This window comes from Micromonospora sp. NPDC005707 (assembly GCF_040631005.1).
Taxonomy (GTDB): domain Bacteria; phylum Actinomycetota; class Actinomycetes; order Mycobacteriales; family Micromonosporaceae; genus Micromonospora.
Map to the genome: position 1 here is coordinate 154,592 of NZ_JBEXYR010000009.1, position 21,409 is coordinate 176,000.

Below are 21,409 nucleotides of genomic sequence, written 5' to 3' on the forward strand. Positions count from 1 at the left end.
CGGTCCTCAGAGGGTGGCGACGTAGAGCTGCGCCTGCTCGACCGCCACCAGCGTGGCGGCGAGACACTCCTCCAGCTCCTGGCTGGCCTGGGTCAGCGAGGCCTGGGCCGCCTCGACGGTCTCGTGGCCGCTGCCCTCCAGCGCGCCGGCGAGGGTCTGCTGCGCCTCGGCCAGTTTCTCCCCGGCCGCCTGCACCGCTGTCTGCCCGTCTCCTATCTGTTGGAGAGCGACATCGATGGCTGCCTTCAGCTCGGCGACGCTCGCCACGGGGGACCTCCTGGGGGCGGGGGAGATCTCCATTACAACCCATCCCGATGGGCGGGAGAACATCCACCCTCGCGGCGTTCCTGCCCGGCTGTCCGATTGTCGCTCTGACGTGCGGAAAGGCGCTGTGTGGCGGCGCTGTCGGGTCCCGCCGGCGGACCCTCGGGTCCCGTGGGCGGGACGGGCCGGCGTCCCGGAAAACGGTCAGCGGGGCACCCGGCCCGGGCCGTACACCTCGGCCCCGAGCGCGGCCACCCGGGCCCGCAGCTCCCGGTCGGCGGTGACCACCGCCCGGCGGCGCTCCGGGGCGGCCGCGACCAGCGCGACGATGGTGTCGTCGCCGGAGCCGGGCGCGGCGACCACGGCGACCCCGGGCACCGCCGGAACGTCCCGGGCCGCGCCCTCCACCACCAGCACCACCTCCACCGGCGGTGGCAGCTCCGGCGGCACGCCCGCCTCGGCGACCGGCACCAGCGCGTCGCGCAGCCGGGCGGCCGCGCCGGCCCGGTCCCGCCACCAGCCGTCCGGCCGCGAGCCCACCACGTTCGCGCCGTCGACGATCAGCAGGGGCCGGGTCTCCATGCCCCCAGCGTGCCACCCGCCCGCGTTTGTCGCGCCGACCGCCGGGTAGCCACCGCCGACCGTGCCGCGCCATGTCGCGCCCCGGCGGCCGTGCCGACCGACTGCGGAGGACAGAGATTATGGGACCTGGTGACTTCGGCAACGACCCGTGGGACGAATTCCTGGCCCGGTACTTCGGGCGGGGCGAGGGGGGACGCCGGCCGGCGCACCGGGTCGACATCACCCGGCTCATGACCGCCGACGCGCGGGAGATGCTGGCCGACGCCGCGCGTCGCGCGGCGCAGAAGCACAGCAACGACCTGGACACCGACCACCTGTTGTGGGCGGCGTTGCAGCGCGAGCCGCTGCGCGACCTGGTGCGCCGGGCCGGCGCCGACCCGGACGCGCTGGTCAACGCGCTGGGCGGGCGCGGTGACGGGGCGCCCCGGGGCGAGGTCCCGCCGAACCTGTCGCTCACCCCGGCCGCCAAGCGGGCGCTGCTCGACGCCCACCAGCTGTCCCGGGCCATGGGCGCCAACTACATCGGCCCCGAGCACATCCTCATGGCCCTGCCGCTCAACCCGGAGTCGCCGGCCGGCCGGATGCTCGCCGCCGGGCGGATCCAGCCCGAGTCGCTCCAGGCGGCCAGCGCCGAGCGCGGCCCGATGACCGGCCCGAAGCCGGACCGTGGCACCCCCACCCTCGACCAGTACGGCCAGGACCTCACCGACCTGGCCCGGATGGACCAGATCGACCCGGTGATCGGCCGGGCCGACGAGATCGAGCAGGCCGTGGAGATCCTGTCCCGGCGCACCAAGAACAACCCCGTGCTGATCGGCGAGGCCGGCGTCGGCAAGACCGCCATCGTGGAGGGGCTGGCCGAGCGGATCTGCGACGGAGACGTCCCGCAGACGCTGATCGGCAAGCGTGTCATCCAGCTCGACCTGGCCAGCCTCGTGGCCGGCACCCGCTACCGGGGCGACTTCGAGGAACGGCTCAAGAAGGTGATCGACGAGATCCGCGCCCACCGCGAGGAGCTGATCATCTTCCTGGACGAGATCCACACCCTGGTGGGCGCGGGCGGCGCCGGCAGCGAGGGCGGCATGGACGCGTCCAACATGCTCAAGCCGGCCCTGGCCCGCGGCGAGCTGCGGGTGATCGGCGCGACGACGCTGGACGAGTACCGCAAGAGCATCGAGAAGGACGCGGCCCTGGCCCGCCGGTTCCAGCCCGTGCTGGTTCCCGAGCCCAGCGTCGAGGACACCGTCGCCATCCTGCGCGGGCTGCGCGACCGGTACGAGGCCCACCACCAGGTCCGCTTCACCGACGAGGCGCTGGTCGCCGCCGCCGAACTTTCCGACCGGTACGTCACCGACCGCTACCTGCCGGACAAGGCGATCGACCTCATCGACCAGGCCGGCGCCCGGGTGCGGCTGCGCACCCGCACCCCGGCCGCCGACGTGCGCGAGCTGGAGCAGCAGCTCGACGACGTACGCCGGGACAAGGAGCAGGCCGTCTCCGACGAACAGTACGAACGGGCGTCCACCCTGCGCGACCGGATCGCCGAACTGGAGGACCAGGTCCGCCGCGCCCGCGGCGACGAGGGCCCCAACCACGTGCCCGAGGTCGGGCCGAAGGAGATCGCCGAGGTGGTCTCCCGGGCCACCGGCATCCCGGTCAACCAGCTCACCGAGGAGGAACGGGACCGGCTGCTGCGCCTGGAGGGGCACCTGCACGAGAAGGTGATCGGCCAGGACGAGGCGGTCAGCGCGGTGGCCGAGGCGGTGCGCCGCTCGCGTACCGGCCTGGCCGACCCGAACCGGCCGATGGGCAGCTTCCTCTTCCTCGGCCCCACCGGTGTCGGCAAGACCGAGCTGGGCCGGGCGCTCGCCGAGGCGCTGTTCGGCGAGGCCGACCGGATGGTCCGGGTGGACATGAGCGAGTTCCAGGAGCGGCACACGGTCAGCCGGCTGGTCGGCGCGCCCCCCGGGTACGTCGGCTACGAGGAGGCCGGCCAGCTCACCGAGGCGGTGCGCCGCCGCCCCTACGCGGTGGTGCTGCTCGACGAGATCGAGAAGGCCCACCCGGACGTGTTCAACATCCTGCTCCAGGTGCTCGACGACGGCCGGCTCACCGACAGCCAGGGGCGCACCGTCAACTTCAAGAACACCGTACTGATCATGACGAGCAACCTCGGCTCCGAGCTGATCACCGGCACCCAGCGCACGGTCGGCTTCGGCGCCGGCGAGCCCGGCGAGCAGGAGGCCAACGACCTGCGCGAGCGGCTGATGCGCCGCCTCCAGGAGAACTTCCGGCCCGAGTTCATCAACCGGATCGACGAGGTGATCATCTTCCAGCGGCTGGAGGCCGAGCAGCTGCGCCAGATCACCGGGCTGATGCTGGAGGAGACCCGCCGCCGGCTGCACGCCCAGGACATCCGGGTCGAGTTCACCACGGCCGGCGTGGACTGGCTGGCCGAGCACGGCTACCAGCCCGAGTTCGGCGCCCGGCCGCTGCGCCGGGTCATCCAGCGCGAGGTCGACAACCGGCTCTCCCGGATGCTGCTGGAGAACGAGATCTCGCCCGGCCAGCAGATCACCGTCGACGCGCGCGACGGCCAGCTCGCCTTCGAGGTGGCCGCCGGCGACCGCGGCTACACGGCCGCCGCGACGTCCCATCCGCGATGAGGGAAGACGCCCCACACCCGACGGATCGGAGGGCGGACGTGACCGAACCCCAGGAGACCCGGGAGGACACCGAACGCAGCGAACCCATCGTGGCGCCGCCGACCGCCAACCCGGCCCGGGTCAAGGTGCCGCCGGAGGGCCTGAAGCAGCAGACCGAAGAGGGTGAGGGCGACCCGACGCCGTCCGGGTCGCCGTCGGGAGAGGAGGCGTGATGGTACGCGAGGCGCGACTCGATCCGGAGGTCGAGGTGATCTGGGACGACTTCCACGCCGAGGTGAACGTCCCCTCCGAGCAGCTGCGGCAGTGGCTGCTCACCCGCGGCTCGGGGGAGGAGGCGTTCGGCCCGAACCCCGACCTCGACCTGCCCGAACCGGGCCGGCGGATCCTCCAGGTGCTCACCAAGCGCAAGGTGGACCTGACCCCGGAGGACATCGAGGTGATGCGGGACGCCATCGAGCGGATCCGGGCGCTCAGCGCGGAGAAGCCGAGCCGGGGCAACGCCGACGACCAGTGGCGGCACTCCCTGCTCGACCTCGGCCACGACGTCCTCATCGAACGCTGACGCGGCGACGCGGCGGCACCCGGGCACCGGTCCCGGGTGCCGCCGCCGTCGCCCTATTCCGATTCCATGCTGGGCAGTTGCAGGCCGGCCGCGTCGGCCGCGTCCTGCCGTTCGCCGCGGGCCCGCTCCTCGCGGCTGAGCAGGTTGGCGAACTCGGTGATGTCGGCCGGCTCGGGCACCTCCGGCAACCGGCGCAGGAACGCCTCCAGGTCGGCGGAGGCGGCGGTGTGCGTGGCGGCCGCCTGGCGCAGCAGCTCCCGCTCGTCGGCGGCCGGGTACAGATCAGTCATGCCGCCCAGATACCCGCGCTCAGGCGGTTCGCACCCCCGGGGCGGTCGGCTGCGCGCCGAAGTCCGGGTGGGCCAGCAGCCACGCCAGGTAGTCCGGGTGGTTGGCCAGCGCGTCGGTGTACGCCGCCACCGCCGTCTCCAGCACCGACTCGGCGACCCGGGCCGCCGGGGCGTCCGGGTGCCAGCCGAGCAGCAGCCGCCAGCGCAGCGGCGCCCCGGCGAGCCGGCGGGTCACCAGGCCGGCCACCGGGCGGAAGGTGGCCTGGCAAAGCGCCACCGCCTCGCCCGCGTCGACCAGGTCGAGGCAGGCCCGCACGTCCGCCTCGTAGACCTTGCGGGGTGTGAAGCCGGCGCGGGCGCAGGCCGCGGCGAAGCAGTCGCCGAAGCAGCCGTCCCCGGGCGCGGCCACCCACTGCTCGCGGCGCAGGTCCACGAGGCGCACCTCCTCCCGTGCGGCCATCGGGTGGGTCTGCGGCAGCAGCACGAAGACCGGGTCGACGGCCACCGCCCGCCAGCTCAACCCGGACTCCGCCGACGGGGTGGCGTCGCCGCACACCCCGGTGAGCGCGAAGTCGAGCCGCCCGCCGGCCACCAGCTGGGCCAGCTCGTCCACCGACCACGACGCGTACGTGGTGATCTGCAGGTCGGGGCGCTCGGCGGCGAGCCGGTGCACCAGCCGGCCGAGGATGGGGCTGTTCACGCCGCCGAACCGGTAGCGGCTCAGCGGGTCGCCCGCCCCGGCCAGGCGTGCCGCCTCGTCCTGCAGGCCCTTCATGGCCGGCAGCAGCACCCGGGCCCGGTCCAGCACCAGCTCGCCCAGCGCGGTGGGCCGGGCGCCCCGGCGGTCCCGCTCGAACAGCGGCCCGCCCAGAGCCCGTTCGATGCGCTGGAGCTGGGCGGTCAGCGCCGGCTGGGCCAGGCCGAGCGTGGAGGCCGCCTTGGTGACGCTCCCCGTCTCCGCGATCGCGCACACCACCCGCAGGTGTCGCAGCTCCAGATTCATACGGTGACGGTAGGACCACCCTACGGCCGGGCGGAAGGGTCTTCGGGCATCGGTATACCTGTATGAGCCAGGGGTCAGAGGTCGCGGGGACGCTCCAGGTCCGCGAGGCGGGTCCGCCGCCCGGTGACCACGTCGCGCACCTTGTCCAGCACACCCACCGCCGGCTCGACGATCTTGTTCCAGGGCGGGGTGGCCGGGGTGCCCGGATGCGGCCGCGTCGGCGCGGCCTCCTCGGCGATCTCCCAGCGGTTGCCCAGCCGGATCAGCTCGGCGTCGCTGGCCACCTCGCGCAGCGGCGTCACCAGCGCGGCGACCCGGCTGACGTGCCGGCGTACCCGCTCGGCGACGTCGGCCACCGCCGGGTCGTCCGGCCCGGACAGTCCCTTCAGCGCGGTCAGCAGGGCGGCGTCAGCCTCGATCTCCCGGTCCACCAGGTCGCCGCTCTCCGGCACGGCGGCCCGGGCGGCCGGGAAGAGGTACTGCTCCTCGGCGGACAGGTGCCGGGACACCGCGGCCGTCAGCACGTCCAGCACCTCGCGGCGGCGCGCCGGGTCCAGGCCCGCGTCGGTGACCTGCGCGGCCAGCCCGAGCAGCGCCCGGTGCTCCCGGTCCACGAGGTCGGCCAGGCTCCGCCCGCCCGGCCGGTACGCGTCGTCTGCGGTGGGCGGCAACGGCGGCAGGGGGACGGTCATGGTGCCCTCCTTGAGCTTGGCGGCCACGGCCGTCCGGGCCCGGCGCGCCGGACGCCGCGCCACGAGCACCGGCCAGCCGATCGACGGGTGTGGTGGTCCGGCGGTACCCGCCCGCGCGATCCGCGAAACCGCGCCCCGACCGGGGGCGACCGCCCGGCCGGCCCTGCTGGTATGAAGAAGCGATGACGAGCGACCCCGCCTCCGCCCGACCGGACCCCACCGACGAGGTCGTGGACCTCTGCCGCGACCTGCTGCGCATCGACACCACCAACACCGGGGACAACGACACCAGCGTCGGGGAGCGCCAGGCCGCGGAGTACGTCGCCGAGAAGCTCGCCGAGGTCGGCGTCGACGCGGAACTGATCGAGTCCGCGCCGGGCCGGGCCAACCTGGTCGCCCGGATTCCCGGCACCGACCCGGGCCGGGACGCGCTGCTCGTGCACGGCCACCTCGACGTGGTGCCCGCCGACCCGGACGAGTGGTCGGTGCACCCGTTCTCCGGCGAGATCCGCGACGGCTACCTGTGGGGCCGCGGCGCCATCGACATGAAGGACTTCGACGCGATGGTGCTGGCCGTGGTCCGCGGCTGGCAGCGGGCCGGGATCCGCCCGTCCCGCGACATCGTGCTCGCCTTCACCGCCGACGAGGAGGCCGGCAGCGACTACGGCGCGCACTTCCTCGCCCAGCGGCACCGCCACCTCTTCGACGGCTGCACGGAGGCGATCGGCGAGGTCGGCGGCTTCTCCTACTCGGTGGACGAGTCCCGGCGGCTCTACCTCATCGAGACCGCCGAGAAGGGCATCGACTGGCTGCGCCTGCACGCCAAGGGCCGCCCCGGCCACGGCTCGATGGTGCACGACGACAACGCCGTGACCGCCCTCGCCGAGGCGGTCGCCCGGATCGGCGGGCACCGCTTCCCGGTGGTGATGACCGACACCGTACGGGCCTTCCTCGCCGAGGTCTCCGACATCCTCGGCATCGACATCGACCCGGACGACCCGGAGACCGCGATCGCCAAGCTCGGCCCGATCGCCAACATCATCGGCGCGACCATCCGCAACACCGCCAACCCGACCCGGCTGGCCGCCGGCTACAAGGACAACGTCATCCCGGGGCGGGCCACCGCCACCATCGACTGCCGCAGCCTGCCCGGGCAGAGCGAGCTGCTGGAGCGGCAGCTGCGGGAGCTGGTCGGTCCGGACATCGCCATCGAGTACATCCAGCGCCAGCCGGCCCTGGAGACCACCTTCGACGGCGACCTGGTCGAGGCGATGTCGGCCGCGCTGCTCGCCGAGGACCCGGGCGCCCGGCCGGTGCCGTACATGCTCTCCGGCGGCACCGACGCCAAGGCGTTCTCCCAGCTCGGCATCCGGTGCTTCGGCTTCGCGCCGCTGCGGCTGCCCGCCGACCTCAATTTCTCCGGCCTGTTCCATGGCATCGACGAGCGCGTTCCGCTGGACGGACTACAGTTCGGCGTGCGGGTTCTCGACCGCTTTCTCCGCAGCTGCTGACCGTGCCCGTCGCGCCGCCGCCGGCGCCGGACCTCCCCCATCGCGAAGGGACTGCCTCACATGACCGACCAGCACGGTGAGCTGGACGCCGCCCTCGAGCGGGTGATCGACGCGGCCCGCGCCCACCTGGCCGCCGTCCGCGCCGCCCAGGGCCGGATCGACGACGACGCCGTCTGGCAGGCGTACGTCACGTTGAACAACGCCTCGTTCGCCTACGACGAGCAGCTGCTCGACGCGTTCGGCGAGGTGACGCCGTGGGACGTCGAGTCGATCGACCCGGACGAGGCTGACGAGCGCTTCGGCGGGGCCGAGGGCGTCGAGGCGACCGACCCGCACCCGCGGGTGATCTCGGTGCGCCAGCGGCGGGACTACCGGGTGCCCAGCATCTCCGCGCTGATCCGGGCGGCCGAGGCGGCCCGCCGCGAGGGCACCCCGGAGGAGGACGAGCCGGCCGCGGTCGAGGGGGTCGGCGAGGCCGTGCTGGAGCTGCTGCAGAGCGGCGACGGCTCGCTCTCCGCCCTCGACGTGCCCGAGCTGGAGCCGCTCGACGGTGTGGTCATGGTCAGCGAGGTCGGCACCCCGGTCGACCTGGAGTCCTTCGACGACGACGACCCGGTCGGCCCGTTCCAGCCGGCCGCCGACGACCGGCTGGTCGGCCGGCTCGACGAGCACCCGTTCCTGGAGCTCGACGAGGAGCACGACCACGCCCACTAGGCAGTGACGCCCCGGGGCCCACCGTGTGCGGGCCCCGGGGACGCTCCCGCCCGGCGGCCGTCAGTAGGAGAGGCCCGGCTGCGGCTGGTTGACCCGGCGGCGGCGCAGCATGACCTGCCGCGTGCCGTCCCGGTACAGCCGCACCCGGGCCAGTTCCCAGCCGGAGAACTCCGCCTGGATCGCCAGCTGCGCCGCGGCGGTCAACCGATCGACGTTCGAGGGCAACCGCAGCGGCGCGTATTCGTAGTCCATGGCCTCTATGCTGCCCAGACCTGCAGCGCGCCGCCACCCCCTGAGGGTGACCCGCGTCGCCCTCTTCGCCCGGGCGGGCTCGGCCGGACGGGCTCAGCCGTCCCGTTCCGGGTAGCCCACCGGCACCGCCGAGACGTCGTCCAGCGCGGTGACGATCTCCTCCGGCAGGGTCATCCGCTCCACCTGCAGCGCCCCGAGGAGCTGCCCCACGGTGCGGGCGCCGAGGATCGGCGCGGTCACGCCGGGCCGGTCCCGGACCCAGGCCAGCGCCACCTCCAGCGGCGACACGCCCAGGCCGCCGGCCGCGATGGCGACCGCCTCCACGATGCTGGAGCAGCGCGGCTCCAGGTAGGTGGCGACGAAGCGCTCGAAGTGCGGCGACACGGCCCGCGAGTCCGCCGGGCGGCCGTTGCGGTACTTGCCGGTGAGCACCCCGCGACCCAGCGGCGACCAGGGCAGCACGCCCAGCCCCATGGCCTCGCAGGCGGGCAGCACCTCGCGCTCCACCCCCCGCTCCAGCAGCGAATACTCCACCTGGGCGGCCACCACCGGGGCCCGCCCCGGCCAGGCGGCCTGCCAGGCGGCGGCGCGGGCGGTCTGCCAGCCGGAGAAGTTCGACACCCCGACGTACCGGGCCTTGCCGCTGGACACCGCGTGGTCGAGCGCGGAGAGCGTCTCCTCCAACGGGGTGTCCGGGTCGTACCCGTGCACCTGCCAGAGGTCGACGTGGTCGGTGCCGAGCCGGCGCAGCGAGGCCTCCAGGGTGCGCAGCAGGTGCCCCCGGGAGCCGTCCCGGCGCCGGCCGCTGCCCGGCCGCAGCCCCGCCTTCGTGGCGATGAGCAGGTCGTCGCGCGGCACCAGGCTGCCCAGCAGGGAGCCGATCACCGACTCGGCGTCGCCGTCGGCGTACACGTCGGCGGTGTCCACGAGGTTGCCGCCCGCGTCGAGGTAGCTCTTCAGCTGTGCGGCCGCGTCATCGGCATCGGTGTCCCGTCCCCAGGTCATGGTGCCGAGCGCGAGCCGCGAAACCGCCAGCCCGCTTCGGCCGAGCGGTCGCTGTTGCATGGGTGAACCTTATTTCGAAGCCGGCGTCACGGATATCCTCGCCGCAGTCAACTTCCGGCGCGACCTCCGGCGGATGTGACGTGTTCGAGGTGAGCCCGTGGTCCGCGCCACCACCTCCATTGCGTAACCTGATGCGACCTGTGGTGCGGATGGTGGGAGGACCAGTGCGACTCGGGCTCAGCCTCGGATACCAGACGGCGTGGAGCACGCCGGCCGACCACCTGGCGCTGGCCCAGGAGGCGGATCGGCTCGGCTACTCGGTGGTGTGGGCCGCGGAGGCCTACGGCTCCGACTCGCCGAGCATGCTGGCCTGGATGGCCGGGCAGACCGAGCGGATCGACGTGGGCGCCGCGGTGATGCAGATCCCCGCGCGGACCCCGGCGATGACCGCGATGACCGCGGCGACCATCGACGCGCTCTCCGGCGGCCGGTTCCGGCTCGGCCTCGGCGTCTCCGGCCCGCAGGTCTCCGAGGGCTGGCACGGCGTCCGCTTCGCCAAGCCCCTGGCCCGCACCCGGGAGTACGTCGACATCGTGAAGCTGGCCGTGGCCCGCAAGGAGGTCGCGTACGACGGCGAGCACTACACGCTGCCGCTGCCGGACGGCCCGGGCAAGGCGCTGCGGCTGGGCTTCCACCCGCCGCGCGAGCACATCCCGATCTACCTGGCCGCCGTCGGCCCGAAGAACCTGGAGCTGGCCGGCGAGATCGCCGACGGCTGGCTCGCCGTCTTCTACGCCCCCGAGTTCGCCGAGGAGCAGCTCGCCTCGGTGCGGGCCGGCCGGGCCAAGGCCGGCAAGGAGCTGGCCGGCTTCGACGTCGTCCCGTCCGTGCCGGTGGTGGTCGGCGACGACATCGCCACCTGCGCGGAGCTGGTCCGCTGGTACGCGGCCCTCTACGTCGGCGGCATGGGCAGCCGGCAGCAGAACTTCTACAACCAGCTCGCCACCCGGATGGGCTACGGCGACGCCGCCCGCGAGGTGCAGGACCTCTACCTGGCCAAGCGGCAGCGCGACGCGGCCGCCGCGGTGCCCATGGAGTTCATCGACCGCACCTCGCTGCTCGGCCCGAAGGAGCGCATCGCCGAGCGGATGCGGGAGTACGCCGCCGCCGGCGTGACCACCCTCTCGGTCACCCTCTTTGTGGCGGACCGGGACAGCGGCGTGCAGACCCTGCGGACCGTCGCCGAGGCGCTGGACCTCTCCGGAGTCGGCGAGTGACCTGGGTCGAGGCCATCGTCCTGGGCATCGTCCAGGGGCTCACGGAATTCCTGCCGGTCTCGTCCTCCGGGCACCTGCGGATCACCTCGGCGATCTTCTTCGACCGGGACGCCGGGGCGTCGTTCACCGCGGTGACCCAGCTGGGCACCGAGGCGGCGGTGCTCATCTACTTCTTCAAGGACATCTGGCGGATCGTCCGCACCTGGTGCCTCGGCCTGTTCGACCGCTCGGTGCGCTCGAGCCTCGACTACCGCATGGGCTGGTACGTCATCATCGGCACCATCCCGATCGGCATCTTCGGGCTGCTGTTCAAGGACCAGATCCGCACCGCCGGCCGGGACCTGCGACTGGTCTCCACCACGCTGATCCTCGGCGCCATCGTGCTCGCCCTGGCCGAGTACTGGGGGCGGCAGACCCGCAGGCTGGAGAACTTCCGGATGCGCGACGGCGTGATCATGGGCTTCGCCCAGGCCGCCGCGCTGGTCCCCGGTGTCTCCCGCTCGGGCGGCACGCTCACCGCCGGCCTGCTGCTCAACCTCACCCGCGAGACGGCGGCCCGCTACTCGTTCCTGCTGGCCATCCCGGCCGTGGTGATCTCCGGCGTGTTCAGCATCCCGGACGTCTTCGAGCCGTCCGCGCCGGGCACCGCCGCGCCGAGCGTGGCGCAGATGGTCGTCGCCACGGTGATCGCCTTCGCCATCGGGTACGCGGCCATCGCCTGGCTCCTGCGCTACGTCGCGCACCACACCCTCTACCTGTTCGTCCTCTACCGGGTGGCGCTCGGCTCCCTGGTCATCTGCCTGCTCCTGACCGGCACGATCGACGCCACCTGACCTGATCCGGATACGCCGCTGGCCGGCACCCCCGTTCGGGGGTGCCGGCCAGCGTTCGTTCGGCTGTCAGCTGTTCCAGTTGTGCGCGACGATGTCGGTGGCCTGCTGCTCCCACTGCGCGTACGCGTCCGGGTAGGCCGAGACCTGCACGGTCTGCGCGGCGTCGGTCAGGGGCATCTTGTCCCAGCCGTCGACCTGCTTGAGGCCCTTCAGGAACGCCAGGGTGGAGTACTCCGGGTTGGTGATCTGCTCCGGCGTGCCCCAACCCGAGCTCGGGCGCTGCTGGAACAGGCCCAGCGAGTCGTGATCGTTCTTGTCGCCGAGGTGCCCGAGGTTCTCCAGCTTCGACTCCTGCAGGCTCGTGGCGATCGAGATCACCGCCGCCCGCTCCGGCAGGCCGGCCTTCTTCGTCGCCGCGATGATCGCCTTGGCGTTGGCCAGCTGCTCACCGTTGAGGTCAATCTTGGACTGGGCGCCCTGCACGCTCACCGCTGCCGGCGTGGTGCCCTGCACGGGGGCAGCGTCGGCGTGGGCGGCGACCGGACCGGCGAAGATCCCACCGGTGAAGGCCAGACCAGCAATACCCAGCACACTCTTACGCAGCATCGTGTTCATGGGGGTAGCTCCATTCGGGGGTTGGCGCACACGCGGGCCGATGGGGGTCGGCTCTAACTGGCGTGCGCAAGCACCGTCAGGCGCTCAAGAAAGTCTTGGGGGATCCAGCGCGCGGGGCGAAGCCTCTTCGTCGCGCCGGGACCATGTACAACGACCGCCGGGCCACCGTCATTCCCGGCCGGGCAGTCCCGCCTCGGCGGGCTGTCACCCGGGCCGGTCACCCCGTCGGGCGGGGCGTGGTCCTCGGTCGTTCACGCGGGCCGGTCACCCCGTCGGGCGGGGCGTGGTCCTCGGTCGTTCACCCGGATACAACGACCCCCACCCGCCCGCCATTCCGCCGCCGGGATGCCGCCGGTCACCCCGCGAAGCGGACACCGCACGCAGGCCGGGACGGTCGGTGGAACGCTATGGAGGTATCCCGGCACCGGAGACATACATGAGGTTCCACTCAGCGACCGAGGTTGCGTGCGAACCGGACATCCACCCCAGGCTGACGCTGCCTGTGTCGGCGCTACGAACTTGATGACGTGGATGGATCGGCGCGGTACCGGTCGCGCATCTCCTCGCCGGTGCCTCTCGCTGAACGCTGAACGCTGAACGCCGAACGCCGAACGCCGGACGCCGGACGTCGGACGCCGGACGCCGAACGCTGAACCCCAGACCCCAGACCCCAGACCCCAGACCCCAGACCCCAGACCCCGAACCCCGAACCCCGAACCCCGAACGCCGGAGGCGGAGCCGGACGCCGAACCCCGAACGCCGAACGCCGGGGCCGGACGCCGAACCCCGGACCCGAACCCCGAACCTCGAACCCCGAGCCCCGAACGCCGGAGCCGGACGCCGAACCCGGAACCGTGGGGTGAGGATGCGCCGGGGGAGAGGGTGGAAACGACAGCGCCGCCCGGCCCCGGAGGGACGGGCGGCGCTGTAGGTGTCGGTGTGCAGGTCGCCTCTCGGCGAGTGGCGCGACGCGGCTCCAGCCGAACGGTATTCCGCGAAGGCAATTTAGGTGAGGCCCGGGGACACTGGGCACACCGACGCTCTGCACAACGGCCCGACCGGGTCCGGTGTTCCGGGTGGCGACGTGTTCGCGGTCACAGGCTCGCCCCGATACCGCGACATCCCGTGGTGCAGTCGATCAAGGGGGTGGCAGCGCCTAGGGTGGTCTGCGTGGCGACCCTTCTGCTTCTGCGACACGGCCGGACCACCGCGAACGCCGACGGTGGCCTGGCCGGCCGGCAACCGGTCGAGCTGGACGAGACCGGGCGCGCCCAGGCCGCGGCGGTGGGCGACCGGCTCAAGGGGCTGCCCCTCGCGGCGGTGGTGACCAGCCCGCTGATCCGCTGCCGGCAGACCCTGGAGCTGGCCCTGCCCGGGGCGGAGCCGGTGGTCGAGGAGGGGCTGATCGAGTGCGGCTACGGCGCCTGGGAGGGGCAGCCGTTGAAGAAGCTGGCGAAGGAGCCGCTCTGGCCGGTGGTGCAGCAGCACCCGAGCGCCGCCGTGTTCCCGGAGGGGGAGTCGATGGCGGCGATGGCGGCGCGGGCGGTCGCCGCGGTGCGCTCCTGGGACGCCCGGATCAGCGCCGAGCACGGGCCCGAGGCGGTCTGGCTGGCGTGCAGCCACGGCGACGTGATCAAGGCGATCGTGGCCGACGCGTTGGGCGTACACCTGGATCTGTTCCAGCGGATCGTGGCCGACCCGGCGTCGGTGACCGCGATCCGCTACACGCCGCTGCGGCCCTTCCTGGTCCGGCTCAACGACACGGGCGGCGACCTCGCCGGGCTGGTCCCGCCGCCGCGCAAGCGGCGCCGGCGGGCGACCCGGGCGACCGACTCGGACGCGGCGGTGGGTGGCGGCGCGGGGGCGACCCGGTGAGCCGCACCGCCACGCCCGGGAACGGCGGGCGGCGGCCCTGGCGTTTCGCCCTGGGCGGATTCGGCGTCGGTGCGCTGCGCGACGGTTCCACACGCCGGATAGGGTCGTGGGTATGACCCACCAGGTGCACGCCTTCGAGCCGCCGGAGCGGTTCGTCGCCGGAACCGTCGGCCCGCCGGGGGAGCGCACGTTCTTCCTCCAGGCGCGCGGCGGAGGCCGGCTGGTCAGCGTCGCGCTGGAAAAGGTCCAGGTGTCCCTGCTCGCCGAGAAGCTGGAGGAGTTGCTCTCCGAGGCGCAGCGCCGGTTCGGCGTCGAGCTTCCGGAGGCGGCCCCGGTGACGACGGGCGACAACGACCCGCTCGACACCCCGGTCGACGAGGAGTTCCGGGTCGGCACCCTGGGCCTGGCCTTCGACGTCGACTCCGCCACCGTGGTGATCGAGGCGATCGCCGCCGGTGAGGCGGAGGCCGAGGTCGAGCTGGGCGACGCGGACGACGACACCGACGAGGACCCGGACGAACCGGACGACGACCTCGACCGGCTCCGGGTCCGGCTGACCCCCGAGGCGACCCGCGCGTTCATCGAGCGGGCCCGGCGGGTGGTCAACGCCGGCCGACCGCCCTGCCCGCTCTGCGGCCAGCCGCTCGACCCGGCCGGTCACCTCTGCCCCCGGCACAACGGCTACCACCGGTGACCTCGTCCGAACTTCAGCCCCGACAGGAGGGCGCCGCGTCGCTGCGACTGCTCAGCGACGGTGAGCTCACCCTGGAGGGGCGGCTGGTCGACGCCTCCAACACCACCCTGCGCGGCGTCATCACCCTCGACGGGGTGACCGCACGCTGCGTCTACAAGCCGGTCCGCGGTGAGCGCCCGCTCTGGGATTTCCCGGACGGGACGCTCGCCGGCCGGGAGGTCTCGGCCTACCTGGTCTCGCAGGCCACCGGCTGGGATCTGGTGCCGCCGACCGTGCTGCGGGACGGGCCGTTCGGTCCCGGCTCGTGCCAGCTCTGGATCGACGAGCCGGAGGACGCCGAGCCGCTGGTCGGGTTCGTGCCGGCCGAGACGGTGCCGCCGCGCTGGTTCCCGGTCGCCGCGGCGCGCGACGACGACGGGGCCGCGTACGCGCTGGCGCACGCCGACGATCCCCGGCTGGCCCGCCTCGCGGTCCTCGACGCCGTGATCAACAACGCCGACCGCAAGGGCGGCCACGTGCTCGTCGGCCCCGACGACCGCGTCTACGGGGTCGACCACGGGGTCTGCTTCCACGTCGAGGAGAAGCTGCGCACCGTGCTCTGGGGCTGGGCCGGCCGGCAGCTCCCGCCGGACGCGGTGGAGATGCTCGAAGGGCTGGCCGGGCAGCTCACCGGGACGCTCGGCGACGAGCTTGCCGAGCACCTCACCATCAGCGAGGTCGCCGAGGTGGCGGCCCGGGTGGACCGGCTGCGGGAGAATGGGCTGTTCCCGCTGCCGCCGGAGGAATGGCCGGCCATGCCGTGGCCGCCCATGTGAGCCGTTGTCGCGTTGATCACCCGAGGCGCGCCACCCGAGCGCCTGACGGCTCGTTAGGCTGGCAATCATGGAGTCTTGGGCGGGACATGAGGTGCCACGGCTGCCGGGCAAGGGCACACCACTGAGGTTGTACGACTCGGCGCGGCAAGGTCTCCACCCCAGTCAGCCCGACGGCGCGGCCAGCATGTACGTCTGCGGCATCACCCCGTACGACGCGACCCACCTCGGCCACGCCGCCACCATGATCACGTTCGACCTGGTGCAGCGGATGTGGCGGGACGCGGGCCTGACCGTGCGGTACGTGCAGAACGTCACCGACATCGACGACCCGCTGCTGGAGCGGGCCGAGCGCGACGGCGAGGACTGGAAGGTCCTGGCCATGCGGGAGACCGCCCTGTTCCGCGAGGACATGGAGGCGCTGCGGATCATCCCGCCGGCGCACTACGTCGGCGCGGTCGAGTCGATCCCGGACATCGCCGAGAAGGTGCTCGTGCTGCTCAAGGACGGCGCGGCCTACCGGCTCGACGACGGCACCGGCGACGTCTACTTCGACGTCGCCGCGGCCCCCGCGTTCGGCTACGAGTCCAACCTGTCGCGGGAGCAGATGCTGGAGATCTTCCCGGAGCGCGGCGGTGACCCGGACCGGGCCGGCAAGCGGGACCCGCTCGACCCGCTGCTGTGGCGCGGCGCCCGCGAGGGCGAGCCCTCCTGGCCGGGCGGTGAGCTAGGTGCCGGCCGCCCCGGCTGGCACATCGAGTGCGCGGTGATCGCGCTCAACCTGCTCGGCGACCGGATCGCCGTCCAGGGCGGCGGCAACGACCTGCTCTTCCCGCACCACGAGTGTTCGGCGGCGCACGCCGAGCGGCTGACCGGCCAGGCGCCGTTCGCCGACCACTACGTGCACGCCGGCATGATCGGCCTGGACGGCGAGAAGATGTCGAAGTCCCGGGGCAACCTGGTCTTCGTCTCCCGGCTCCGCGCCGACCGGGTCGACCCGATGGCGGTCCGGCTGGCCCTGCTGAGCGGGCACTACCGCAGCGACCGCTCGTGGACCGACGAGCTGCTCGCCGAGGCGCAGGAGCGGCTGGCCCGCTGGCGCCGGGCTGCCGCCGCGCCGGCCGGCCCGTCGGGCGACGAGCTCCTGGCCGGGGTACGCGCCCGCCTCGCCGACGACCTCGACACGCCGGGCGCCCTGGCGCTGGTGGACGCCTGGGTGGAGCAGGCGCTCGCCGGGGTGGCCGACGACGCCGGGGCCCCGAAGCTCTTCGCGGACACCGTCGACGCGCTCCTGGGCATCCGTCTCTGACGGGGGCTCCGTCCCGAACCGTCGGGCTGGCGGCAGCGCAGCCCGACGGCCGGCCGAGCGAGGGCCGTCCCGAACCGTCGGGCTGGCGGCAGCCCCGCGGCCGGCCGAGCGGGGCCGGCCGCGGCCGACCCGGCGGCTCAGGCGCCCATGAGCCGGGCCAGGCGGTCCCACGCCGGGGACGAGGCTTCGGGCTGGGACTGGGCCGCCAGCCGGGCGATGGTCGGGTTGTGGACGGGGCGCGTCTCCGATCGGTGGTGCCGGTCGTCGAACCAGGTCCGGGTGCGCTCCGCGAGGGCGGGTAGGCGGGGGTCGTCCGGCGACCAGTCGTAGGCGGCGTCGTGGTCGAGGTAGAGGGCGCGGAAATCCAAGTCGATCAGCAGCTCGCGCTTCTCGGCGGTCCACCGGGAGGCATCCTCGGGCGAGGCGGTCCGCATGAGGATCCAGCCGTCGCGCTCCAGCCGGATCTGGCGTTCGCTGACGCCGAGTTCGCGCAGCTCGTCGAGGAGGGCGGCGGCCTCCGGGGAGACGAAGAGCCGGTCGCCGCCGCGCAGCTGGGCGAGCTGGTCGCGGGTCCGTCGCAGCTGCGCGATGCGCTCCCGGAGGCCGTGGTCGATTTCGGCGATGGCCGCCGTGAGGGCGTCCGGGTCGGCGTCGAGCAGGTCTCCGATGCGGGCCAGCGGCACCCCGGCCTCGGCCAAGGTTCTGATCTTGACGAGGGCGATCGCGTCCTCCGCGGTGTACCGCCGGTAGCCGGACGAGTCGCGCTCCGGCTCGGCGAGCAGACCACGCTGGTGGTAGTGGCGGACGGCCTTGACGGTCACTCCGGCGTACTCCGCAAGCTGGCCAATCGTGATCATGGCGGACATCCTTCCACCGAGGGTCGGGTCGGGACGGGGCGGTCAGGCCCGCCGGGTCAGTCGGCCACCGCCGTTGCGGAAGCGCGCCCGGCCGTCGATCACGTCGTGGTACGAGACGAGCAGGAGTCGCAGGTACCCGTCGAACGTCTCCCACGGGTACCCGACCGGCGCGAAGAGACCCGGCCCGACCGGAAGGTAGCGCTGCGGCGGGGCGGAGGTCGCGCCGCCGGCGAACGCGGTGAAGATCCGCTCCTGCGAATCGTCCGCCGGCTCGTAGGTCATCCGCTCCTCGAGCTGGCCGTCGACGACGCTGACGTCGATGCGGAGCTGGTTCGAGCGGTAGGTGCCCACGTACGGGGTGAGGTCCACGTCCGGCGTCGGTGCGGTGACCAGAGCGGGGATCTCGACGCCGAGAAGCTCCCGCAGGAGCCGCTGGAGGAGCTGGTCGTGCAGGAGGATCGCGCCCGGGGTGTTGCCGAAGGCGGTGAAGACCAGGTCGTGCTCGGGGACGACGCAGAGGATGGAGACGCCGCCGGGCGAGGCACCCGACATGGCGAGCACGGTGGTGTCGCCGAACGGGTACCGCACCCAGCCAAGGCCCATCGGCGGGACGTTCGGGGTCGCCATGTCGTACGCGACCTGCTGCATCAGCGCGGTCGACGCGGTCGACAGCACCCGCGTGCCGGCGGGGGAGACGCCGCCGGCCAGGTGGGTGCGCCCGAAGGCGAGCAGGTCGGCGACGGTGCCGATCGGCGTGCCCCCGGCCGGCCCCCAGGTGTCGGGCAGCATGAACATGCCGGTGGGCCGGGCCGCCATGGTCTCCGGGTCGGGGAAGTGGCCGACGGCCGTGCTGCGCAGGATGGCCCGTTCGGCCGAAGTGCCGGAGTCCGTCATGCCGACCGGCCCGTAGACGTCGCGTGCGAGCAGGTCGGGGAAGGACAGGCCGGTCACGACCTCCAGCAGCCGGCCCGCGACGATCATGCCGCCGTTGGAGTAGCTGAGCCGCTCACCGGCCTCGAACAGGGCGCCGCAGCTCCCGGCAAGGCCGTCGACGTAGGTCTTCAGGGCGTCGCTGCCCCCCGCGTCCGGGAAGAACAGGTCGGCGTCGATGCCGTTGGTGTGCGAGACCAGGTGACGGACGAGGATCTTCTCCGCCGCGCCCGGTGCGGTCAGGGCGAATTCGGGGAGGTAGTGCGCCACCGGCGCGTCGAGGTCCAGCAGTCCCCGGTCGACCTGCTGCAGGACCAGCGTGGTGGTGAGCACCTTGGTGACCGAGCCGAAGAGGAATCCGGTGTCCTCGCGCATCGGCGCGCCGGTGGCGATGTTCGCGGTGCCGTGGGCGACGACGATCTGCTCGCCGGCGTGGTGGACGCCGGCGACGAACCCGGGGACGTGGTGGGACTCGCAGTAGGCGGCAATCTGCTCACGGATCTGGGCCCCGACGGTGTGCAGGGCGCTGTTGTTGTCGTTCATGCCGACGATCGTCGAACCCTGACCCTGGGGCAGGGTCAAGCCCGACGGCGAGAGGATCGGCCGCGGTCAGCCGAGGACGAGGCCGGGGTCCGGGTCGGGCTCCGCCTGCGGGGCGGGAATCCGGTACTCCTCGGTGAGCGTGGTCATCGGGCCGGGCCAGGTGGCGTGGGCGACCTCGATGGGCTTGCGCTGGGCGTCGTAGGCGACGTGCAGCAGGTGCAGCACCGGGGTGTCCGGGCGGATCTGGAGGATCTCCGCCTCCTCCCGGCTGGGCTGGCGGGCGCTGATCGTGTCGGTCGCGGTGACGTACCGGCGGCCGGTGGCCTCCTCGGCCTCCTGGTAGAGCGGGCGGCCGAACGCCTCGGCGCGCTCCAGGGAGGTGCCGGCGGTGTCGGCGGGCAGGAACCAGGAGGCGCCCACCTCGACGGGTGAGTCGTCGGTGCGGACCAGGTGCCGCCGGCAGAGCAGTTCGGTGCCGTCGGCCACCCCGAACGCGTCGGCCACCTCGGGCGGGGCGGCGGCGCGGCCCACCGAGACGAGCTGCTGCCGGTACCGGGCGGCCAGGTCGGTGTGGTAGCCGCGGAAGCCGCCGTACCGGCCCCGGGAGAGTCGGTTGAGGCGGCGCCGGGTGCCCCGGACGTACGTACCGGAGCCGGGCTTGGTGATCAAGATGCCCTCGACCCGCAGCTGGTCGACGGCGCGCTGCACGGTCTGCTTCGCGACGCCGAACATCTCGGCGATGGCCGGGATGGACGGCAGCCGCTCGCCGGGCCCCCAGTCACCGCGGCGGACCTGGGCCTTGAGCTGCGCGGCGATCTGCCGGTGCGGGAACTCGGCCGCGCCGGGGTTGATCTGCATGCCCGCCTCCTCACGACAGCTAGGTTCCTAGGATGCCCTAGCGGGGGTGACCTCGCGACCCCGGACACGCGGAAGGCCGGGCCCGCGAGGACCCGGCCTTCGTGGAAGAGCGGCTACCAGGAGCCGGCGGTGGGGCCGGCGGAGCCGCCCCGGCGGCGTAGGTACTTCTCGAACTCCTGGGCGATCTCGTCCCCGGTCAGCGGGGTGATGCCGGCGTCGCCGACCCGCTCCTCCAGCTCACGGACGTACTCGCCCAGCTCGGCGTCCTGTTCGGCGGCGCTGCGCACCCGCTGCTCCCACTCGGCGGCCTCCTCGGCCAGGTCGGCCATCGGCACCGGCAGGTCGAGCACCTCCTCGACCCGGTGCAGCAGCGCCAGGGTGGCCTTCGGGCAGGGCGGGTTGTTGGCGTAGTGCGGCACGTGCACCCAGAACGACACGGCGTCCACCTCGGCCCGGGTGCAGGCGTCGTGCAGGACCCCGACGATGCCGGTCGGCCCGTCGTAGCGGGTGGGGGTGAGCTGGTAGCGCTTCGCGGCGTCGGCGTCCGAGGCGCTGCCGCTGATCGGCAGCGGCCGGGTGTAGGGCACGTCCGCCAGCAGCGCGCCGAGCAGCACCACCCGCTCGACCTCCAGGCTGTGGCAGATCTCCAGCACCTGCTCGCAGAAGGTGCGCCAGCGCATGCTCGGCTCGATGCCCCGGATCAGCACCACGTCCCGCTCGGTGCCCTCGGGGCTGGCCACCATGAAGCGGGTGGTCGGCCACTCGACCCGGCGGGTCTCCCCGTCGGCCATCGTGATGGTCGGCCGGCTCACCTGGAAGTCGTAGAAGTCCTCCGGGTCCAGCTCGGTCACCTGGCGGGCCTGCCAGACCTGCTCCAGGTGCTCCACGGCGGCGGTCGAGGCGTCGGCGGCGTCGTTCCACCCCTCGAAGGCCGCGATGGCGACCGGGGACCGCAGCACCGGCAGTCCGTCGAACTCGGTCACGCCGTCACCTCACCCTGCTCGTCGCGAGCGGCACCCGGGTATCGCGCTTCAGCTCGGCGCGTCTGACGCCGCGTCGCGACCTGAAGCCGTCGTACGGTCGCGTCGCTGATGTCCTTCACGTCCGCCAGCCTACGTGCCGCCGCCGGGCGGGGCCCGTCGGCCGCGCCGGTCGGCCGGGCCGACCACTCGGGCGAACCGGATGAAAGGTGCGCGGTGATTCCGCTGACAGTATGTGGGAAGCCCAGGTTGCGGTGACCCGTCCAGGCCGCGCCGCACTAACCT

23 protein-coding genes are annotated in these 21,409 nt (G+C 73.4%); 11 read left to right on the forward strand and 12 right to left on the reverse strand.

The features are described from left to right. Positions 1 to 6: 6 nt before the first annotated feature. Both ABZ452_RS20180 and ABZ452_RS20185 read right to left on the reverse strand, forming a co-directional pair. Entirely contained in the window at positions 7 to 267 is a 261-nt protein-coding gene (locus ABZ452_RS20180; RefSeq protein ID WP_030504016.1) for a hypothetical protein, read from the reverse strand. A gap of 201 nt (positions 268 to 468) precedes the next feature. Beyond that, on the reverse strand, positions 469 to 846 hold the full coding sequence (locus ABZ452_RS20185) for a hypothetical protein (protein WP_357944925.1): 378 nt from the start codon (positions 844 to 846) through the stop codon (positions 469 to 471). Between the two features lie 119 nt (positions 847 to 965). Between ABZ452_RS20185 and ABZ452_RS20190 the strand changes: the two genes are divergently transcribed. From ABZ452_RS20190 to ABZ452_RS20200, 3 genes are read left to right on the forward strand one after another with little or no spacing between them, the layout of a single operon-like run. Then, positions 966 to 3,512: an ATP-dependent Clp protease ATP-binding subunit gene (locus ABZ452_RS20190; protein ID WP_357944929.1), complete on the forward strand. Its 2,547-nt coding sequence runs from the start codon at positions 966 to 968 to the stop codon at positions 3,510 to 3,512. 38 nt (positions 3,513 to 3,550) lie between these two features. After that, on the forward strand, positions 3,551 to 3,724 hold the full coding sequence (locus ABZ452_RS20195; protein ID WP_357944932.1) for a hypothetical protein: 174 nt from the start codon (positions 3,551 to 3,553) through the stop codon (positions 3,722 to 3,724). After that, positions 3,724 to 4,074: a DUF3140 domain-containing protein gene (locus ABZ452_RS20200; protein WP_357944934.1), complete on the forward strand. Its 351-nt coding sequence runs from the start codon at positions 3,724 to 3,726 to the stop codon at positions 4,072 to 4,074. The genes ABZ452_RS20195 and ABZ452_RS20200 overlap by 1 nt, the downstream gene beginning before the upstream one ends. A gap of 53 nt (positions 4,075 to 4,127) precedes the next feature. On the opposite strand, the gene ABZ452_RS20205 is transcribed toward ABZ452_RS20200, so the two are convergent. From ABZ452_RS20205 to ABZ452_RS20215, 3 genes are all read right to left on the reverse strand, one after another. Further along, the gene (locus ABZ452_RS20205) at positions 4,128 to 4,364 is read right to left on the reverse strand and encodes a hypothetical protein (protein WP_357944937.1); all 237 of its coding nucleotides are present in this window, start codon (positions 4,362 to 4,364) and stop codon (positions 4,128 to 4,130) included. A 19-nt stretch (positions 4,365 to 4,383) separates the two neighbouring features. Beyond that, complete coding sequence (locus ABZ452_RS20210; RefSeq protein WP_357944939.1) at positions 4,384 to 5,367, reverse strand: LysR family transcriptional regulator; 984 nt, start codon at positions 5,365 to 5,367, stop codon at positions 4,384 to 4,386. A 74-nt stretch (positions 5,368 to 5,441) separates the two neighbouring features. After that, the gene (locus ABZ452_RS20215) at positions 5,442 to 6,059 is read right to left on the reverse strand and encodes a hemerythrin domain-containing protein (protein WP_357944941.1); all 618 of its coding nucleotides are present in this window, start codon (positions 6,057 to 6,059) and stop codon (positions 5,442 to 5,444) included. A 182-nt stretch (positions 6,060 to 6,241) separates the two neighbouring features. On the opposite strand from ABZ452_RS20215, the gene ABZ452_RS20220 reads away from it, so the two are divergent. Then, a complete protein-coding gene (locus ABZ452_RS20220; protein ID WP_357944944.1) occupies positions 6,242 to 7,570 on the forward strand; it encodes a M20/M25/M40 family metallo-hydrolase in 1,329 nt (442 codons plus the stop codon). A gap of 60 nt (positions 7,571 to 7,630) precedes the next feature. Further along, positions 7,631 to 8,284 carry a hypothetical protein gene (locus tag ABZ452_RS20225; RefSeq protein ID WP_357944946.1) on the forward strand — a complete coding sequence of 218 codons (654 nt, stop codon included), beginning with the start codon at positions 7,631 to 7,633 and terminating at the stop codon, positions 8,282 to 8,284. 60 nt (positions 8,285 to 8,344) lie between these two features. Here the strand turns inward: ABZ452_RS20225 and ABZ452_RS20230 are convergent, their stop codons facing one another. Beyond that, on the reverse strand, positions 8,345 to 8,536 hold the full coding sequence (locus ABZ452_RS20230; protein WP_091265978.1) for a DUF5703 family protein: 192 nt from the start codon (positions 8,534 to 8,536) through the stop codon (positions 8,345 to 8,347). A gap of 93 nt (positions 8,537 to 8,629) precedes the next feature. Beyond that, positions 8,630 to 9,601, reverse strand: coding sequence for an aldo/keto reductase (locus ABZ452_RS20235; RefSeq protein ID WP_313721510.1), 972 nt, complete (start codon positions 9,599 to 9,601; stop codon positions 8,630 to 8,632). Between the two features lie 164 nt (positions 9,602 to 9,765). Here ABZ452_RS20235 and ABZ452_RS20240 point away from each other — a divergent pair, with 164 nt between their 5' ends. Further along, on the forward strand, positions 9,766 to 10,818 hold the full coding sequence (locus ABZ452_RS20240; RefSeq protein ID WP_091265972.1) for an LLM class F420-dependent oxidoreductase: 1,053 nt from the start codon (positions 9,766 to 9,768) through the stop codon (positions 10,816 to 10,818). Then, on the forward strand, positions 10,815 to 11,651 hold the full coding sequence (locus ABZ452_RS20245) for an undecaprenyl-diphosphate phosphatase (RefSeq protein WP_357944950.1): 837 nt from the start codon (positions 10,815 to 10,817) through the stop codon (positions 11,649 to 11,651). The genes ABZ452_RS20240 and ABZ452_RS20245 overlap by 4 nt, the downstream gene beginning before the upstream one ends. A gap of 66 nt (positions 11,652 to 11,717) precedes the next feature. On the opposite strand, the gene ABZ452_RS20250 is transcribed toward ABZ452_RS20245, so the two are convergent. After that, positions 11,718 to 12,266: a hypothetical protein gene (locus tag ABZ452_RS20250; protein ID WP_357944953.1), complete on the reverse strand. Its 549-nt coding sequence runs from the start codon at positions 12,264 to 12,266 to the stop codon at positions 11,718 to 11,720. A gap of 1,161 nt (positions 12,267 to 13,427) precedes the next feature. On the opposite strand from ABZ452_RS20250, the gene ABZ452_RS20255 reads away from it, so the two are divergent. From ABZ452_RS20255 to mshC, 4 genes are all read left to right on the forward strand, one after another. Next, on the forward strand, positions 13,428 to 14,141 hold the full coding sequence (locus ABZ452_RS20255; protein ID WP_357945366.1) for a histidine phosphatase family protein: 714 nt from the start codon (positions 13,428 to 13,430) through the stop codon (positions 14,139 to 14,141). Positions 14,142 to 14,253: 112 nt separating this feature from the next. Further along, a complete protein-coding gene (locus tag ABZ452_RS20260; RefSeq protein ID WP_262286146.1) occupies positions 14,254 to 14,835 on the forward strand; it encodes a DUF3090 domain-containing protein in 582 nt (193 codons plus the stop codon). Further along, positions 14,832 to 15,650 carry an SCO1664 family protein gene (locus ABZ452_RS20265; protein WP_357944956.1) on the forward strand — a complete coding sequence of 273 codons (819 nt, stop codon included), beginning with the start codon at positions 14,832 to 14,834 and terminating at the stop codon, positions 15,648 to 15,650. The genes ABZ452_RS20260 and ABZ452_RS20265 overlap by 4 nt, the downstream gene beginning before the upstream one ends. Before the next feature lie 67 nt (positions 15,651 to 15,717). Continuing rightward, positions 15,718 to 16,956, forward strand: a complete 1,239-nt coding sequence (mshC, locus tag ABZ452_RS20270) for a cysteine--1-D-myo-inosityl 2-amino-2-deoxy-alpha-D-glucopyranoside ligase (protein WP_357944959.1) — start codon at positions 15,718 to 15,720, stop codon at positions 16,954 to 16,956. A 137-nt stretch (positions 16,957 to 17,093) separates the two neighbouring features. On the opposite strand, the gene ABZ452_RS20275 is transcribed toward mshC, so the two are convergent. From ABZ452_RS20275 to ABZ452_RS20290, 4 genes are all read right to left on the reverse strand, one after another. Next, complete coding sequence (locus tag ABZ452_RS20275) at positions 17,094 to 17,813, reverse strand: MerR family transcriptional regulator (protein ID WP_357944961.1); 720 nt, start codon at positions 17,811 to 17,813, stop codon at positions 17,094 to 17,096. Positions 17,814 to 17,855: 42 nt separating this feature from the next. Beyond that, positions 17,856 to 19,286, reverse strand: coding sequence for a serine hydrolase domain-containing protein (locus tag ABZ452_RS20280; protein WP_357944963.1), 1,431 nt, complete (start codon positions 19,284 to 19,286; stop codon positions 17,856 to 17,858). A gap of 66 nt (positions 19,287 to 19,352) precedes the next feature. Beyond that, entirely contained in the window at positions 19,353 to 20,144 is a 792-nt protein-coding gene (locus tag ABZ452_RS20285; protein WP_357944965.1) for a GntR family transcriptional regulator, read from the reverse strand. A gap of 113 nt (positions 20,145 to 20,257) precedes the next feature. Then, on the reverse strand, positions 20,258 to 21,127 hold the full coding sequence (locus ABZ452_RS20290) for a PAC2 family protein (RefSeq protein WP_030504102.1): 870 nt from the start codon (positions 21,125 to 21,127) through the stop codon (positions 20,258 to 20,260). Positions 21,128 to 21,409 lie beyond the last annotated feature (282 nt).

Excerpts from the sequence above, each read along its gene's own strand:
- ABZ452_RS20200 (WP_357944934.1), top strand. The coding sequence starts at position 3,724 with ATGGTACGCGAGGCGCGACTCGATCCGGAGGTCGAGGTGATCTGGGAC.
- ABZ452_RS20285 (WP_357944965.1), bottom strand. The coding sequence starts at position 20,144 with ATGCAGATCAACCCCGGCGCGGCCGAGTTCCCGCACCGGCAGATCGCC.
- ABZ452_RS20280 (WP_357944963.1), bottom strand. The coding sequence starts at position 19,286 with ATGAACGACAACAACAGCGCCCTGCACACCGTCGGGGCCCAGATCCGT.
- ABZ452_RS20190 (WP_357944929.1), top strand. The coding sequence starts at position 966 with ATGGGACCTGGTGACTTCGGCAACGACCCGTGGGACGAATTCCTGGCC.
- ABZ452_RS20185 (WP_357944925.1), bottom strand. The coding sequence starts at position 846 with ATGGAGACCCGGCCCCTGCTGATCGTCGACGGCGCGAACGTGGTGGGC.
- ABZ452_RS20260 (WP_262286146.1), top strand. The coding sequence starts at position 14,254 with ATGACCCACCAGGTGCACGCCTTCGAGCCGCCGGAGCGGTTCGTCGCC.
- ABZ452_RS20220 (WP_357944944.1), top strand. The coding sequence starts at position 6,242 with ATGACGAGCGACCCCGCCTCCGCCCGACCGGACCCCACCGACGAGGTC.
- mshC (WP_357944959.1), top strand. The coding sequence starts at position 15,718 with ATGGAGTCTTGGGCGGGACATGAGGTGCCACGGCTGCCGGGCAAGGGC.
- ABZ452_RS20250 (WP_357944953.1), bottom strand. The coding sequence starts at position 12,266 with ATGAACACGATGCTGCGTAAGAGTGTGCTGGGTATTGCTGGTCTGGCC.
- ABZ452_RS20275 (WP_357944961.1), bottom strand. The coding sequence starts at position 17,813 with ATGATCACGATTGGCCAGCTTGCGGAGTACGCCGGAGTGACCGTCAAG.
- ABZ452_RS20235 (WP_313721510.1), bottom strand. The coding sequence starts at position 9,601 with ATGCAACAGCGACCGCTCGGCCGAAGCGGGCTGGCGGTTTCGCGGCTC.
- ABZ452_RS20215 (WP_357944941.1), bottom strand. The coding sequence starts at position 6,059 with ATGACCGTCCCCCTGCCGCCGTTGCCGCCCACCGCAGACGACGCGTAC.
- ABZ452_RS20225 (WP_357944946.1), top strand. The coding sequence starts at position 7,631 with ATGACCGACCAGCACGGTGAGCTGGACGCCGCCCTCGAGCGGGTGATC.
- ABZ452_RS20230 (WP_091265978.1), bottom strand. The coding sequence starts at position 8,536 with ATGGACTACGAATACGCGCCGCTGCGGTTGCCCTCGAACGTCGATCGG.
- ABZ452_RS20205 (WP_357944937.1), bottom strand. The coding sequence starts at position 4,364 with ATGACTGATCTGTACCCGGCCGCCGACGAGCGGGAGCTGCTGCGCCAG.
- ABZ452_RS20210 (WP_357944939.1), bottom strand. The coding sequence starts at position 5,367 with ATGAATCTGGAGCTGCGACACCTGCGGGTGGTGTGCGCGATCGCGGAG.